This is a genomic window from Dietzia sp. PP-33, assembly GCF_033790845.1.
Lineage (GTDB): Bacteria > Actinomycetota > Actinomycetes > Mycobacteriales > Mycobacteriaceae > Dietzia.
Genome location: NZ_JAMYEI010000004.1, coordinates 1 through 14,957, shown reverse-complemented (window position 1 = coordinate 14,957; position 14,957 = coordinate 1). Strand labels below are relative to the sequence as shown.

Below are 14,957 nucleotides of genomic sequence, written 5' to 3'. Positions count from 1 at the left end.
CACGCGATCTGATGATCGCCGGCCCGGCCCTACGGGGTCGGGCCGGCGGCACCCCCCGAATACATCGTGAGAGTCTGAAGGTCCCATGACTGTGTATGAATCCGTCGGCGCCAGCAGCAACGTCGATCAGAACGCCGCAAGTACCGGCGGATCCCTCGACGGCGCCGACCCGGCTCGAGAAACGAGCAAGGGTGAAGGTCGAGGCCTAGAAGATTCGGGGTCGTCGAAGCGGGCTGACAAGGTCTTCCGGTCCGTCACCGTCGCAGCGGGTGCGGTGATCTGCGCGCTTATCGCCAGCATCGCCGTCGTGCTCGTCTGGCAGGCGGTTCCCTCCCTCATGGAGAACCAGGCCAACTTCCTGACCAGTTCGGAGTGGAACACCTCCGACGCGCAGAACATGCGATTCGGCATCCTCGACCTACTCAAGGTCACCGTGCTCAGCTCGATCTTCGCTCTCCTTCTCGCTGTGCCCGTCGCCATCGGCATCGCAACGTTCCTCGTGCAGTACGCGCCGCCGCGATTGTCACGCACCTTGTCCGCGGTCATCGACCTCCTGGCCGCCGTGCCCTCGATCATCTACGGGATGTGGGGCCTGATCGTCCTCGGACCGTGGATCACGCCTCTCGCACAGTGGCTCAACAGCAACCTGGGGTGGATCTTCCTCTTCGGTGACGGCAACGTCTCCATCTCCGGTGGCGGCACCATCTTCACCGCGGGCATCGTCCTGGCCATCATGATTCTCCCGATCATCACGTCGATGTCGCGGGAGACCATCCGGCAGACCCCGTCACTGCAGCAGGAGGCGGCGCTCGCACTCGGCGCGACCAAATGGGAGAAGATCCGCATGACCTGCTTCCCCTTCGCCAAGTCGGGGATGGTCGCAGGATCCATGCTCGCGCTCGGTCGCGCGCTCGGTGAGACGGTGGCGGTGCTCATCATCCTCCGCGCCGCGAGCAGCGAATCTTCCTTCTCACTCTTCGACGGCGGCTTCACCTTCGCCTCCAAGATCGCGTCCGGGGCGGCCGAGTTCAACCATCCGCTCCCGACCGGTGCGTACATCGCTGCAGGCCTGGTGCTGTTCATCCTCACCTTCGTAGTCAACTTCATCGCCCGCACGGTCTCCGGCGGAAAGGTCAACGGCTGATGTCCCAGGCAACCCCCGATCTAGCGAAACCCGCCAAGCCGTCTGAGGCATTTCTCCCCATCTCAGGGGTCCGCAAGACCAAGAACTCCCTCGCCGCCGTGGTCTTCACGCTCTGCTTCGTGGTCGCGGTCCTGCCGCTCGCGGCGCTTCTGTACAAGGTGATCATGGACGGCCTGCCGGCGGTCCTCGATCCGACCTGGTGGACCAATTCGCTGTTCCTGATCTCTCCGACCTCGACGAGCGGCGGTGTGGGCCACGCGATCTACGGAAGCTTCGTCCAGGTCCTCATCGCCGCGGTGATATCGATCCCGCTGGGTATCGCGGCCGGCATCATGCTCGTGGAGTACCCCGAGTCGAGGCTCGCCAAGCCCACCACCCTCATGGTCGACGTCCTCGCCGGCGTCCCTTCGGTGGTCGCAGCGATCTTCGTCTTCGGTGTGTGGGTCACCACGCTCGGGATGCAACTGAGCGCGTTCGCGGTCGGGCTGGCACTGGTGCTGCTCATGATCCCGCTCATCGTGCGATCCACGGAGGAGATGCTCAAGCTCGTCCCGGACGAGCTCCGTGAGGCCTCGTACGCGCTCGGCGTCCCCAAATGGAAGACCATCGCCAGCATCGTCGTCCCGACCGCACTGTCGGGGATGATCTCCGGCATCTTCCTCGCGATCGCCCGCGTCATGGGGGAGACGGCACCGGTGCTGATCCTGGTTGGCTACACGGCGTCCTACAACACCAACCTTTTCGAGGGCAACATGGCGTCGCTGCCACTGCTCATCTACAACCAGCTCTCCAATCCCACCGATGCGGGCCAGTACCGCATCTGGGGCGCGGCGCTCACCCTCATCCTCATCATCGCGCTGGCGAACGTACTCGCCGCCGTTGCTTCCAAGGCGCTCGCGCCGAAGACCAAGTAAGGACTGCTCATGGCCAAGCGACTCGACCTCGAGAACGTCGACATCTTCTACGGTGACTTCCATGCTGTACAGGACGTCAACCTCAGCGTCCCGCCCCGCTCCGTGACCGCTTTCATCGGCCCCTCCGGCTGCGGCAAGACGACGGCCCTGCGGTCGCTCAATCGCATGCACGAGGAGATCCCGGGTGCCTACACCAAGGGCTCCATCAAGCTCGACGGGGTGGACATCTACGGCAAGACGGTCGACCCGGTCGCCGTGCGCCGGACCATCGGGATGGTCTTCCAGCGACCCAATCCGTTCCCCACGATGTCCATCAAGGAGAACGTCGTGGCCGGGCTGAAGCTCCAGGGCGTGAAGAACAAGAAGACCCTCGACGAGGTGGCCGAGAAGTCGCTGCACGGCGCCAACCTCTGGGAGGAGGTCAAGGACCGCCTCGACAAGCCGGGCGGCGGATTGTCCGGCGGTCAGCAGCAGCGACTGTGCATCGCGCGCGCGATCGCGATCGAACCGCAGGTCCTGCTGATGGACGAGCCCTGTTCGGCCCTCGACCCGATCTCGACGCTCGCCGTCGAAGATCTCATCGCCGAGCTCAAGAGCGAGTTCACCATCGTGATCGTCACGCACAACATGCAACAGGCGGCGCGCGTGTCCGACCAGACGGCGTTCTTCTCGCTCGAGGCGACCGGGAGGCCCGGCCAGCTCGTGGAGGTCAACGCCACCGAGAAGATCTTCTCCAATCCGGACAACAAGCAGACCGAGGACTACGTCTCCGGCCGCTTCGGCTGAGTCGCACCACCCGTCAACGACGAGAGCGCCCCGACACCCGCCCGTGTGGCAGGAGGCGGGGCGCTCTCGCCGTTGCGCCCGGTGTCTCCGGTCAGCCGCTCTCGCCGGACGGACGGGTGTCACCGTGTAGACGGCCCTTGAGGGACCGGTCGGTCTCGTTGAACCGACGGACGAGCTCCTCGTTGGACGGCGAGGAGTGTTCCGGGTCGTCCTCCGCCAGGGTGGAGTACTCGCCGGTGGCCAGGAATATCACCCGCTGGGCCACCTCCACCGCGTGGTCCGCGAACCGCTCGTAGTAGCGACCCAGCAGGGTCACGTCCACCGCCGAGGCCACGCCCCACTTCCATTCCCGCACGGTGAGCAGGGTGAACAGATGGCGGCGGAGGTCATCGACCGCGTCGTCCTGCTGGGCCAGGGTCGCGGCCTGCTCGGCGTCCCGGTTGAGCAGGACCTCAGTCGCCGACCGTCCCAGCGAGACGGCGACGCGGCCCATCTCGGCGAAGTAGCCGTTGACGGGTTCAGGCAGCACGCTCTCGGGATGGCGCCGCCGGACGATCTTCGCGACGTGTCCGGCCAGGGTCCCCATCCGGGTGAGATCCTGGACCAGTTGGATGGACGTGACCACCTGGCGGAGATCACGGGCCACGGGGGCCTGTAGTGCCAGGAGAGCGAAGCCGCGCTCCTCGTTCTCGGTCGCCAGCCTGGACATTTCAGTGGAGGACTGGAGGACCTTCTCCGCGGCTACGAGATCGACCTGGAGCAGCGCGTGGGTGGCGAGCTCCATGTCGTCGGTCGCGAGGGAGCACATCCGGGCCATCGAGGTGGCCAGATCCGTTAGTTCTTCGGAGTAGACAAGACGCATGTTCCCAGCATACGGGCAAGTCAACCGCACATTCGGACCCCGGCGATGAATGCCCGGTGAACTCGGGGGACCCGGGGTGCCCGCAACCGTGTGCCTCCGTGGAGTTCAGCCTCCGGAGTTCTCGGCGTCCGCGCCCTCGAGGGCCGTCGCGTCGTCCTCCGGATCGTCGAGCCACCCCTCCGGCAGGAGGACTCGTGAAGGCGACCCCTGCCGTCCCCGGGGGCCGTAACCGTCTGCGGGGAAGGGCTCGTCGGCGGGGAGATCGGCGAGCATCTCCGCGAGGTCGTCCAGGGATCGGACGGCCGACAGTGCGACACGCTTTCCCGATCCGGCCGGGAAACCCCGCAGATACCAGGCCACGTGCTTGCGGATGTCGCGCATCCCCTTGTCCTCACCATGGTGCTCGGCGAGCAGTTCGCCGTGCCGGTACATGATCCGGCCGACCTCCCCGAGAGTGGGCGGGGTCGGGGCCTCGCGACCGTCCAGTGTGGCGGCGAGTTCGGAGAACAACCACGGGCGTCCCAGACAACCCCGGCCGATCACGACGCCCGCGCAGCCGGTCTGCTCCCGCATCCGGACCGCGTCGTCCGCGGAGAAGATGTCACCGTTGCCCAGCACCGGGACGTCCGACACCGCGCCGATGTGCTCGACCAGCCGGGAGATCTGTGACCAGTCGGCCTCGCCGGAGTACCTCTGGGCGGCGGTCCGGGCGTGGAGGGCGACGGCCCGGGCACCCTCGTCCACGGCGATGCGGCCGGCGTCGAGATGCGTGTGGTGCTCGTCGTCGATGCCCACCCGCATCTTCACGGTGACCGGGATGTCGGTGCCCTCGGTGGCTCGGACGGCGGCGGCGACGATGGACCGGAATAACCGCCTCTTGTACGGGATCGCCGAGCCGCCGCCGCGCCGGGTCACCTTGGGGACCGGGCATCCGAAGTTGATGTCGATGTGGTCCGCCAGGTTCTCGTCGACGATCATCTTGGCGGCCGCGTAGGTGTACTCCGCGTCGACGGTGTAGAGCTGCAGGCTGCGTGGGGACTCGTCGGGAGCGAACGTGGCCATGTGCAGGGTCCCGGGCTGTCGTTCGACGAGCGCCCGGGCCGTGACCATCTCGCACACGTAGAGCCCGGACACCGAACCCTGCTGCTCTCGTTCGAGCTCGCGGCACAGGGTGCGGAAGGCGACGTTGGTGACACCCGCCATCGGCGCCAGGACGACGGGCGAGGCGAGCTCGAGGGGGCCGATGCGCAGGGCGGGCGCTCCGGTGGCGGTGGGTGCGGACATGTACCGAGTGTCCCAGCGTGGGCCGGGCAGGTCCAATGGGGCGGCAGGGTGTGGGCGGGTGCCTCGTGGTGCCCCCAGTCGGGCTCGAACCGACGACCTGCGGATTAAAAGTCCGTAGCTCTACCAACTGAGCTATAGGGGCGACGGTCACGATACCGTCCCCGCTCGGGACGACGGGCGTCGGCTCGGGCACGGTCGGTCTCGGCACGGTTGGTTTAGACGCCGGCCGGGCAGTGCCCTAAACTCGAACGCGCTGCGGACCGGCGATCCCGGACGTGGCGTACGCCCCCTTCGTTTAGCGGCCTAGGACACCGGCCTTTCACGCCGGCAGCGCGGGTTCGAATCCCGTAGGGGGTACACACGGGATGTCCCGGTCACCGCACGTCGTGGGTGGCCGGGACATCTCTCATTTGCGGGTGCGTACACCCTCGGACCCCACGCGGACTGATCGCGTATGGGGCCGCCGGGCCCGCCAGCCCCCGTGACCTGCTCCGGAGTCGTCGGCAGGGCCCCGATTTGCGTTCCGGCGGGGGCGTCGAATAGTGTCTTGTCTCGTGCGAAAAGCACGGCCCTGTGGCGCAGTTGGTTAGCGCGCCGCCCTGTCACGGCGGAGGTCGCGGGTTCGAGTCCCGTCAGGGTCGCCAGAGACAGCCGGCGCATTCGGTGTTCACCGGATGCGCCGGTGGTCTTAGGGCCAGGTAGCTCAGTTGGTACGAGCGTCCGCCTGAAAAGCGGAAGGTCGTCGGTTCGATCCCGACTCTGGCCACAAAGATCGCAGCGCGTCGGAGGGAATCCCCTCCGGCGCGTTCGTCGTTTCGGGGAACCTCCGCCCCCCGTTATAGCGTGGACGCCATGCCATCGACTGCCACCGAGGTCCGTGACGTGCCGGAGAAGTCGCGATCAGGTTTCCGGTGGGGGATCGCCGCCGCGGTCAGCGGACTGATCGGGATCTTCCTCGCGATCATCGTCCCACTCCTTCCCGTCACCCAGACCACCTCGACGATCAGCTGGCCGGAGTCCGGAACGATGGAACCGGTCACGGCTCCCCTCGTGGCGTACTACCCGCTCGACATCGCGGTGGACGTGCCCTGCTCAGCGGTCGCGGAACTACGGGACCAGGGTCGGGAGGACGGGGTGCTCGTGTCCACCGCTCCCCGCCAGGCGGGTGAGGACGCGGGCGCCCGGGCACTCATGGTGTCCGTGGCGGGCCCGGCCGTCGAGGTGCGTAGCCGGAACGCGTTGATCGCCTCCGCGCCCACCGACGCGGTCGCGGCGCCCGGGGCGTGCTCGTCGATCCGCGTCGTGGCCGACTCCGGTTCGATCGGTGCGGAGTTCGTCGGACTCGAGGTGGACGGTCAGGCCGCGGCCGGCCGTGTCGACGAGGACCTGCGCCCGCAGGTCGTCGGGGTGTTCACCGACCTGCAGGGGCCCGCCCCCGAGGGCATGGCTGTCGAGATCACCGTCGATTCGCGCTACACCACCCAGGCGACAGCCATCAAGCAGATCGCGATCGTCCTCGGCGTCCTCGCGATCATCGTCGCGCTCGTCGCACTGCACCGACTCGATCTGCGTGACGGACGCGCCGGGCGCCGGGTGCTTCCACCCCGGTGGTGGAAGCCGCGCCCCCTGGACCTGGTCGTCGTGGCCACCCTGTTGGTATGGCACGTCATCGGGGCCAACACGGCGGACGACGGGTACATCCTCACCGAGGCACGCGCCGCCGTATCCAGCGGTTACATGCCGGAGGTGTTCCGCTACTACGGCGCCCCGTACGCGCCGTTCGGGATGCCGTACTACCTCTACACGGCGATCAGTTCCCTCACCGTGGGCAGCGTGTGGCTGAGGCTCCCGGCGCTCCTGCTGGGCATCGCGTCCTGGATCCTGCTCTCCCGCGAGGTGATCCCGCGGCTGGGTATCGCCGCCCGCCGCGCGTCGGCGGTCCGGTGGAGCACTGCCGCGGTCTTCCTGGCGTTCTGGCTCACCTACAACAATGGCCTGCGGCCCGAGCCGATCGTGGCCTTCGGCGTGCTGGCCACCTGGGTCTCGTTGGAGCGGGCCCTCGCGACCGGCCGGCTGCTGCCAGCGGCCACCGGCTTCATCATCGGCGGGCTCACCCTGTCCGCCGCGCCCACGGGCACCTTCTGCATCGCGGCGATCATCGCCGCCTCTCGTCCGCTGCTGCTGTTGGTGATCCGCCGTGCGCGGCGCGACGGGTGGCTCCCGACGGTGGCGCCCCTGTTCGCCGCCGGTCTCGGCGTACTCCATCTGATCTTCCTGGATCAGCCGTTGGTCACCACGCTGCAGTCGTCGGCGCTGCTCGGTGATGTCGGCCCCACCGGCCGCTGGTTCGAGGAGGTGTGGCGCTACGAGTGGCTCATGAACCAGACCCCGGACGGGTCGCTGGCCCGCCGCTTCGGCGTCCTGACGATGTTCCTGTCCCTCATCACCTGCACCGCGATCCTCTTCCGGAAGGGCCGGATCCCCGGCGTCGCCGTGGGCCCCGCCCGCCGGATCGTCGGACTGGCCGCCATGTCGATCGCGTTCATGGCGCTCAACCCCACCAAGTGGACCCACCATTTCGGTGCGTTCGCCACGATCGGCGCCGCGCTGGCGGCCCTGGTGACCATGGCCGTACTGCCCGCGGCCACCCGGTCGCTGCGCAACCGGATGCTGTTCCTGGCCGCGGTGTTCTTCGTGCTGGGGCTGAGCTTCACCTCCACCAACGGCTGGTGGTACATCTCGATCTACGGCATCCCGTGGGGTGGAGTGCAGCCCTCGATCGCCGGGATCACGTTCTCCTCGGTGTTCATCGGGCTGATGCTGCTCTCGCTACTGGCCGCGCTCGTCCTGCACTACCGGGAACCGTTCGTGCGTCCGGCGGGACCGGAGCGCGACAGTGGCGGTCGAGGCCCCCTGGCCAGTGTGCTCCGCGAGTTCTCGCACGCGCCACTGGGCCTCGCGGCGGCCTTCGTCGTCGTCATCATCGTGGCCTCCATGGCGGCGGCGGTGCGCAACCAGTACCCCGCCTACTCGGTCGGTCTGCAGAACCTGCGGGCACTGTCCGGCCAGCCGTGCGGCATCGCCGATATGGTGCTCGCCGAGCCAGACGCCACTGCGGGACTGCTCACGCCGGTGGGTGAGCCCCGAGACCAGCTCGAGGCCGGTGCGGACCCCGTCGAGTTCATCCCCGACGGCATCCCCACCGACCTCACCGCCACCCAGGCCGTCGACACCGACACCCCGGGGACCGGTGAGGACTCCGACGCCACCGCGACGACCGCCGGCACCGAGGGCGGTGTGCGCGCCGGCGAGGGCATCAACGGCAGTCACGCCGTCCTGCCCTTCGGTCTCGACCCGGCCCGCGTTCCCGTGCTGGGCAGCTACCAGACGGGCGCGCAGCTCAACGCCGAGACCACCACGGACTGGTACCGGCTCCCCGAACGGGACGCGGGGGACCCGCTCATCACGATCGCGGTGGCCGGCTCGTTCGCGCCGGACGCGATCCGCGTGGAGTTCGCCACCGGCGCGGGGCCGTTCGAACCGACCGGTTCTGTCCTGCCCGTGGACATCGGTCCGGCGCCGTCCTGGCGGAACCTGCGCGTACCCGTGGACACCTTGCCGGCCGACGCCACGGCGATCCGGCTCGTGGTGCGCGACCTCGACCCGGACCCGTCACGGTGGATCGCGTTCACCCCACCGCGCATGCCCGAGCTCGTGACCATGCAGGAGCTCGTCGGTGACTCGCGCCCGGTGCTGCCCGACTGGGCGGTGGCCTTCCACACCCCGTGCCTGCGTCCCTTCGAGGAGTACGCCGGGATCCACGAGTTGCCCGAGTACCGGGTCCTGCCGGACCGCGACCTCGCCGTCAGCTCCACCAACACCTGGCAGGCGTGGGACGGTGGGGGGCCGCTCGGGTTCATCGAACTGCTGTTGGAGGGTGAGACCGTGCCCACCTATCTCGAGCACGACTGGGACCGCGACTGGGGGTCGCTGGTGCGGTACGAACCGCTCGTCGACGGGGCGCGGGCGGCGACCGTGGAGCACGGTGAGGCCGTACGGTCGGGCCTGTGGAACGGGGGGCCGCTCGCGCGATGAGCGGCTAGCATCGGCCCCGGAGCCTTTTACAAGGAAGTCCAAGTATCCGCTGACGCAGACTGGAGCAGACAATGTCCGTGACCGACAAGCAGTTCGAGTACATCCTGGTGGAGCAGCGCGACCGTGTCGCGGTGGTCACCCTCAACCGCCCCAAGGCGCTCAACGCCCTGAGCAGCGGCATGGAGAAGGAGGTCGTCGAGGCGGTGGAGGCTCTCGACTCCGACCCCGGAGTCGGGTGCATCGTCATCACCGGCTCGGAGAAGGCCTTCGCGGCCGGCGCCGACATCAAGGAGATGAAGGACAAGAGCTACCCGGGGATCTACCTCGAGCGCTACTTCAGCGACTGGAAGCGCCTCACCGCCGCGCGGACCCCGATCATCGCGGCCGTGTCCGGCTTCGCGCTCGGTGGCGGCTGCGAGCTGGCCATGATGTGCGACATGATCATCGCCGGCGACAACGCCAAGTTCGGCCAGCCGGAGATCACCCTGGGCGTGATCCCGGGCATGGGCGGCTCCCAGCGGCTGACCCGCGCGGTGGGCAAGGCCAAGGCCATGGACCTGTGCCTGACCGGCCGGCAGATGGACGCCGACGAGGCCGAGCGCTCCGGCCTGGTCACCCGCGTCGTCCCCGCGGCGGAGCTGCTCGACGAGACCATGAAGGTCGCCGGGAAGATCGCCTCGATGAGCAAGACCACCGCCATCGCGGCCAAGCAGGCCGTCAACCGCTCCTTCGAGACCACGCTCGAGGAGGGCCTGCTCGCCGAGCAGAACGCCTTCTACGCACTGTTCGCCACGGAGGACCAGTCGGAGGGCATGTCCGCGTTCGCCGAGAAGCGCAAGCCCGAGTGGCGTCGCTGAGCCACGAGGTGAACCCCGGGTCGGCGCACGGTCACCTCGCCGGGGGCCGGAGCGGGCGCGCCGATGCCCGCCGGGCCCCCGGCGACCCGTTGCCCGTGCTGGTCCTCACCGGCTACCTGGGTGCGGGCAAGACCACACTGCTCAACCACCTCCTCGGTGGCGCCCCGGGGCTGCGAATCGCGGCGATTGTCAACGATTTCGGTGAGATCGACGTGGACGCCACGTCGGTGGCCGGCCGCGTGGACTCCATGGTGTCGTTGGCCAACGGCTGTGTCTGCTGTGAGGTCGACGCGAGCGAGCTCGGCGACACCCTGGCCCGGCTCGCCGACCCCGATCTCGGACTGGATCTCGCGGTGATCGAGGCCAGCGGGTTGGCCGAGCCGGCGATCCTGTCGCGGATGGTTCACGAGGTGCCGCGGGACGTGGTGCGTCACGCGGGGATGGTCCAGGTCGTCGATGCCGAAGGGCTCGAAGACGCCATGGCGCGGCACCCGCGCCTGGCGGCGCACCTGTCGGAGGCCGATCTCGTCGTCGTCAACAAGTGCGACCTCGTGGACCGCGTGCGGTTCGACGGCATCCGGGCGACGATCCGCCGACACGCCCCCCGGGTCGCCGTGCTGCCCGCGGTCAGAGCCGCGGTGCCGACCGGGCTGCTGTTGGGGATGGAACCGGACCGGGCCTCCGCCGCCGAGCAGTCGGGCGACGAGGCCCACCCGCATGTCCACTCCCACCTCCACCATGGCTACCGGGCCCTCACCGTGATCCCGGCAGGGCCCCTGCATCCCCGTCGGGTACTGGCCGCGCTCGCCTCGCCGCCGACCGGTGCCTACCGTGCCAAGGGCACGTTGACACTCGCCACCGCCGACGGCCAGCGACGCTACGAGGTGGCGCTCGTGGGACGCAGGCTCGAACTCCGTGCGAGCGGGGAGGGCACCGAGGGGTTGGTGGTGATCGGCGTCGATCTGGACGACGACGAGGTGTCGCGATTCCTCGACGACTCCGTGCTGACCCCGGGGGAGGCGGTCGACGCGGACGCCGATCTGGGCCTGCACCCGTACCTGGTGGGCGACCCGGACTCGAGCGACGTCGAGGAATGGATCTACGACGAACAGCGCGCCGCGCCCCTCACCGGGGCGGCCGCGATGCTGGCGGATCCGGAGGACCCGGAGGCATTCGATCCAGCTTTCACTCCCTGAGTGCACTCCGGTTGGGAAGCGGGGCGGGGCACCCCCGGGGACATCTGGCGGCGGCGGCCGACTGCGGTCGGCATCGGCCCGGCCACGTGCGTATAGTGACGCTGACGATGGTGATGTGTGGCACTTGCGGGGGGTCGTCCCCTACTCGCGGTGGGGGTATGCCACGGACGTGGGAGGAGACCTCATGGACGAGGAGAATGCCGGCCGTGGTGTAGCCGGAAGTGCCGCGAGCGAGGCGCAGCGGCGCAGGCGCGACCTGGCGTCTGTCCGCAGCGCGATCTCCGCCCTGCGAGAGGCCACGGGCATCCCGGTGACCATCGGGGGCGTGGTGGGCGAAGGCCATACGTTGGTGTTGTCCGAGTCCCTCGGGATGCGGACCTCGGCGATGAAGGACCTCACGGTCCACTACGGCGCCGGCGTCGGTGGTCGGGTCATGGCCACCGGGAAGCCGGTCGGGGTGGCCGACTACCCGCGGGCCGGTGTGATCACCCACGAGTACGACCTCCCGGTCTTGTCCGAGGGGTTGCGGTCGATGGCGGCGATCCCGGTCGTGGTGGGCAAGGACGTGCGGGCGGTGCTCTACGCCGGCGTGCACTCCTCGGTCCGTTTCGGGGAGAAGGTCCTCAACCAGATGGCGGCCACGGCCCGCGCCCTCGAGCAGGAGATCGCGGTGAACGACGCGCTCGCCGCTCGTGGCGCCGCCCCGATGGGTCCGGGCGCCGGCGAGGGGCGGTGGGACGACGTCCTGTCCAACGAGCGCATGCGCGACACCCATGCGCGGCTGCGGATGCTGGCCTCCCGTACCGAGGACCCCGAGGTGCGTGCCGAGCTCGAGAAGATCTGCGCGGAGATGGTCTCCCCGCCGCCGGAGATGCCCACCGCGAGGCTCTCCCGCCGCGAGCTCGACGTGTTGGCCTGCGTCGCGCAGGGCAAGACCAACATCGAGACGGCCACCGACATGGGTATCGGTGCGGAGACGGTGAAGAGCTACCTGCGGTCGGTCATGCGCAAGCTCGACGCGCACACCCGGTTCGAGGCGGTCAACGCGGCACGTCGGATGGGCGCACTGCCCTGATTCACTCTGCCCTGAATCACTCTGCCCTGATTCTTTCTGCCCTGATCGGCGGTCGGCGCCTCGGGAGCCGCGCGGTCAGCCGCGTTCGCCGCCCGGTACCCAGAGGACGTCCCCGTCCGGATTGGCCACCCGTCCCAGGACGAACAGCAGGTCCGACAGGCGGTTGAGGTACGTCGCCGGCAGGGCGGAGGTGGTGTCGGGGTACGCCTCCACAGCCGCCCAGGCGGCGCGCTCGGCCCGGCGCACCACGGTGCGGGCGACGTGCAGATACGCGCCACCGGGAGTTCCGCCGGGCAGGATGAACGACGTCAGTGCGGTCAGCTCGGCGTTGAACTCGTCGATCCACCCCTCGAGGCGCGCGATGTAGGCCTGCTCGATGCGCAGCGGGGGGTACTCGGGGGCCTCGACCACCGGTGTCGCGAGATCGGCCCCGGCGTCGAAGAGGTCGTTCTGTACCACCCGCAGCACACCGGCGACCCGCTCATCGAGATCGCCGCAGGTGAGAGCGACACCGATGGCGGCGTTGGCCTCGTCGCAGTCCGCATAGGCGTCGAGGCGGGGGTCGTTCTTGCTCACCCGGGAGAAGTCGGACAGTCCCGTGGTGCCGTCGTCGCCGGTACGGGTATAGATCTTGGTGAGATGCACAGCCATGACGCCAACCTACGCGCGCACCGGATGCGCGGGCTCCGTTGGTCGCTCCCGGTTCTCGCCTAAGGTGGTCACGTGAGCGGTAACCCCACGTCCCGCGAGGAGAGCTTCCTCGTCACCGGCGGAACCAGACTTGTCGGCGAGGTCTCGGTCGCCGGCGCCAAGAACAGCGTGCTCAAGCTCATGGCGGTGGCGCTGATGGCCGAGGGGCGCACCACCCTGACCAACTGCCCGGACATCTCGGACGTGCCCGCGATGGCGGACGTGTTGCGTCACCTCGGCTGCACCGTCGAGGTATCCGGCGGCACGGTGGAGATCGACACCCCGGCGGGCCTGGGTCACGTGTCCGACGACACGGCCGCTCAGCGACTCCGGGCGTCCGTCTGCATCCTCGGCCCCCTGGTCGGCCGCTATCACCGGGCGGAGCTGGCGATGCCGGGCGGGGACGCGATCGGGGACCGGCCCCTCAACTGGCACCGGGAGGCACTGGAGCGGTTGGGCGCCACCACCCGGATGGATCACGGTCGCCTGGTCGCCGAGGCCACCGAGCTCACGGGAGCTCGGTACAAACTCGAGTTCCCGTCCGTCGGGGCCACGGAGACGTTCCTGTTCGGTGCCGTCCTCGCCAAGGGCACGTCGACCCTCGTCAACGCGGCGCGCGAGCCGGAGATCGTCGACATCTGCCACCTCCTGTCCAAGATGGGGGCCCGGATCAGCGGGGCCGGGACGAGCACCATCACGATCGACGGTGTCGAGGCCCTCAGCCCGGTGAGTCACCGGGTGATCGGGGATCGGATCGTCGCCGCGACCTGGGCGATGGGCGCGGTGATGACCCGTGGCGACGTCACCGTCACCGGTATCGACCCGATGTTCATCCACGTGGTCCTGGAGAACCTCCGGGGCGCGGGGGCCCAGGTCTCCACCGGTGCGGACTGGGTGCGGGTGAGTCAGCAGGGTCGGCCCCGCGCACGGGACGTCAGGACACTGCCGTTCCCGGGATTCCCGACCGACCTGCAACCGATGGCGATCGCGCTCGCCTCCGTCGCGGACGGATCCTCGGTGATCACCGAGAACCTTTTCGAGGCCCGCTTCCGCTTCGTGGAGGAGATGGTGCGGATGGGCGTGGACGCAGAGACCGACGGTCACCACGCCAAGATCCGGGGCCGCGAACGTCTGGACTCCGCGACCGTCTGGGCCAGTGACATCCGTGCCGGCGCCGGCCTCGTCCTGGCAGGAATGTGCGGGGACGCCGTGACCGAGGTCTGCGAGATCTTCCACATCGACCGCGGGTACCCGGACTTCATGGAGAAGGTGCGGTCCCTGGGGGGCGGGATAGAGCGCGTCGACACACAACGGTGACCGGTGCGGCCGGAGGCCTGATTATGCGATGACCAGGCGATTTGGCGTTCCGTTGGGCCGCGTGTAACTTTATCGGAGCCGCCAGGGAGCGGGGGTCGGACCGAGAGGTTCGAGTCCTGGTTTCGGGCGGCGGCTTCACGAAGGGGAGCGGGACAGACCGGTTTGACCGGCCAGGTCCGGTTCGCTAGAGTAGGTGAGCTGCCTCCTAGAGAGCAGCGACATCACCCCGGAGGCTATGCGGCCAGAGTGCCACATGGAGCCGGTGTGTGGGTGTTGTTTGAGAACTCAACAGTGTGTTTTGTTTGTGATAGTGCCAAATTTTTTGTTTGGTTGCGACCCTTTCACATCCCTGTCGTGGGGGTCGCGTTTTTTTGAACAGCCAGTTTGTTTGGTTTGTTTTTGCTTGGATTGTGCTTTTTGTAGTGCTGAGAAGCTTTTATGGAGAGTTTGATCCTGGCTCAGGACGAACGCTGGCGGCGTGCTTAACACATGCAAGTCGAACGGTAAGGCCCCTTCGGGGGTACACGAGTGGCGAACGGGTGAGTAACACGTGGGTAATCTGCCCTGCACTTCGGGATAAGCCTGGGAAACCGGGTCTAATACCGGATATGAGCTCTCACCGCATGGTGGGGGTTGGAAAGTTTTTCGGTGCAGGATGAGTCCGCGGCCTATCAGCTTGTTGGTGGGGTAATGGCCTACCAAGGCGACGACGGGTAGCCGGCCTGAGAGGGTGATCG

The 14,957-nt window shown here is 68.3% G+C and carries 11 protein-coding genes, 4 tRNA genes and 1 rRNA gene; 12 read left to right on the top strand and 4 right to left on the bottom strand.

Features of this window, described 5'->3' with window-relative positions; all coding sequences use genetic code 11:
- Positions 1-85 precede the first annotated feature (85 nt).
- Genes pstC through pstB form a run of 3 tightly spaced genes read left to right on the top strand, consistent with a single transcriptional unit; the run spans position 86 to position 2,844 of the window.
- Positions 86-1,144, top strand: coding sequence for a phosphate ABC transporter permease subunit PstC (gene pstC, locus NJE57_RS08180; protein ID WP_319027905.1), 1,059 nt, complete (start codon positions 86-88; stop codon positions 1,142-1,144).
- Positions 1,144-2,058 carry a phosphate ABC transporter permease PstA gene (pstA, locus tag NJE57_RS08175; protein ID WP_319027904.1) on the top strand — a complete coding sequence of 305 codons (915 nt, stop codon included), beginning with the start codon at positions 1,144-1,146 and terminating at the stop codon, positions 2,056-2,058. Before pstC ends, pstA begins: the two co-directional genes overlap by 1 nt.
- Positions 2,059-2,067: 9 nt before the next feature.
- A complete protein-coding gene (pstB, locus tag NJE57_RS08170) occupies positions 2,068-2,844 on the top strand; it encodes a phosphate ABC transporter ATP-binding protein PstB (RefSeq protein WP_319027903.1) in 777 nt (258 codons plus the stop codon).
- 91 nt (positions 2,845-2,935) lie between these two features.
- On the opposite strand, the gene phoU is transcribed toward pstB, so the two are convergent.
- The 3 genes from phoU to NJE57_RS08155 form a co-directional block, all read right to left on the bottom strand.
- Positions 2,936-3,706 (bottom strand): phosphate signaling complex protein PhoU, encoded by a 771-nt coding sequence (phoU, locus tag NJE57_RS08165; protein WP_319027902.1) that lies wholly within the window; start codon positions 3,704-3,706, stop codon positions 2,936-2,938.
- 105 nt (positions 3,707-3,811) lie between these two features.
- Positions 3,812-4,990, bottom strand: coding sequence for a tRNA dihydrouridine synthase DusB (dusB, locus tag NJE57_RS08160; protein WP_319027901.1), 1,179 nt, complete (start codon positions 4,988-4,990; stop codon positions 3,812-3,814).
- Positions 4,991-5,056: 66 nt separating this feature from the next.
- Positions 5,057-5,132, bottom strand: a tRNA-Lys gene (locus NJE57_RS08155).
- 142 nt (positions 5,133-5,274) lie between these two features.
- Here NJE57_RS08155 and NJE57_RS08150 point away from each other — a divergent pair.
- From NJE57_RS08150 to NJE57_RS08120, 7 genes are all read left to right on the top strand, one after another.
- Positions 5,275-5,347, top strand: a tRNA-Glu gene (locus tag NJE57_RS08150).
- 210 nt (positions 5,348-5,557) lie between these two features.
- Positions 5,558-5,634, top strand: a tRNA-Asp gene (locus NJE57_RS08145).
- Between the two features lie 48 nt (positions 5,635-5,682).
- Positions 5,683-5,756: transfer RNA gene (locus NJE57_RS08140), tRNA-Phe, on the top strand.
- Between the two features lie 86 nt (positions 5,757-5,842).
- On the top strand, positions 5,843-9,085 hold the full coding sequence (locus NJE57_RS08135; protein ID WP_319027900.1) for an arabinosyltransferase domain-containing protein: 3,243 nt from the start codon (positions 5,843-5,845) through the stop codon (positions 9,083-9,085).
- A 77-nt stretch (positions 9,086-9,162) separates the two neighbouring features.
- Positions 9,163-9,942: an enoyl-CoA hydratase gene (locus NJE57_RS08130; RefSeq protein WP_319028237.1), complete on the top strand. Its 780-nt coding sequence runs from the start codon at positions 9,163-9,165 to the stop codon at positions 9,940-9,942.
- Positions 9,930-11,138: a GTP-binding protein gene (locus NJE57_RS08125; protein ID WP_319027899.1), complete on the top strand. Its 1,209-nt coding sequence runs from the start codon at positions 9,930-9,932 to the stop codon at positions 11,136-11,138. The genes NJE57_RS08130 and NJE57_RS08125 overlap by 13 nt, the downstream gene beginning before the upstream one ends.
- Positions 11,139-11,322: 184 nt before the next feature.
- Positions 11,323-12,213 carry a LuxR C-terminal-related transcriptional regulator gene (locus NJE57_RS08120; RefSeq protein WP_319027898.1) on the top strand — a complete coding sequence of 297 codons (891 nt, stop codon included), beginning with the start codon at positions 11,323-11,325 and terminating at the stop codon, positions 12,211-12,213.
- Between the two features lie 75 nt (positions 12,214-12,288).
- Here NJE57_RS08120 and NJE57_RS08115 read toward each other — a convergent pair whose 3' ends face one another.
- A complete protein-coding gene (locus NJE57_RS08115) occupies positions 12,289-12,864 on the bottom strand; it encodes a cob(I)yrinic acid a,c-diamide adenosyltransferase (protein ID WP_319027897.1) in 576 nt (191 codons plus the stop codon).
- Between the two features lie 72 nt (positions 12,865-12,936).
- Here NJE57_RS08115 and murA point away from each other — a divergent pair, with 72 nt between their 5' ends.
- Positions 12,937-14,220, top strand: coding sequence for a UDP-N-acetylglucosamine 1-carboxyvinyltransferase (gene murA / locus NJE57_RS08110; protein WP_319027896.1), 1,284 nt, complete (start codon positions 12,937-12,939; stop codon positions 14,218-14,220).
- Positions 14,221-14,655: 435 nt separating this feature from the next.
- A 16S ribosomal RNA gene (locus NJE57_RS08105) occupies positions 14,656-14,957 on the top strand; the annotation flags it as partial.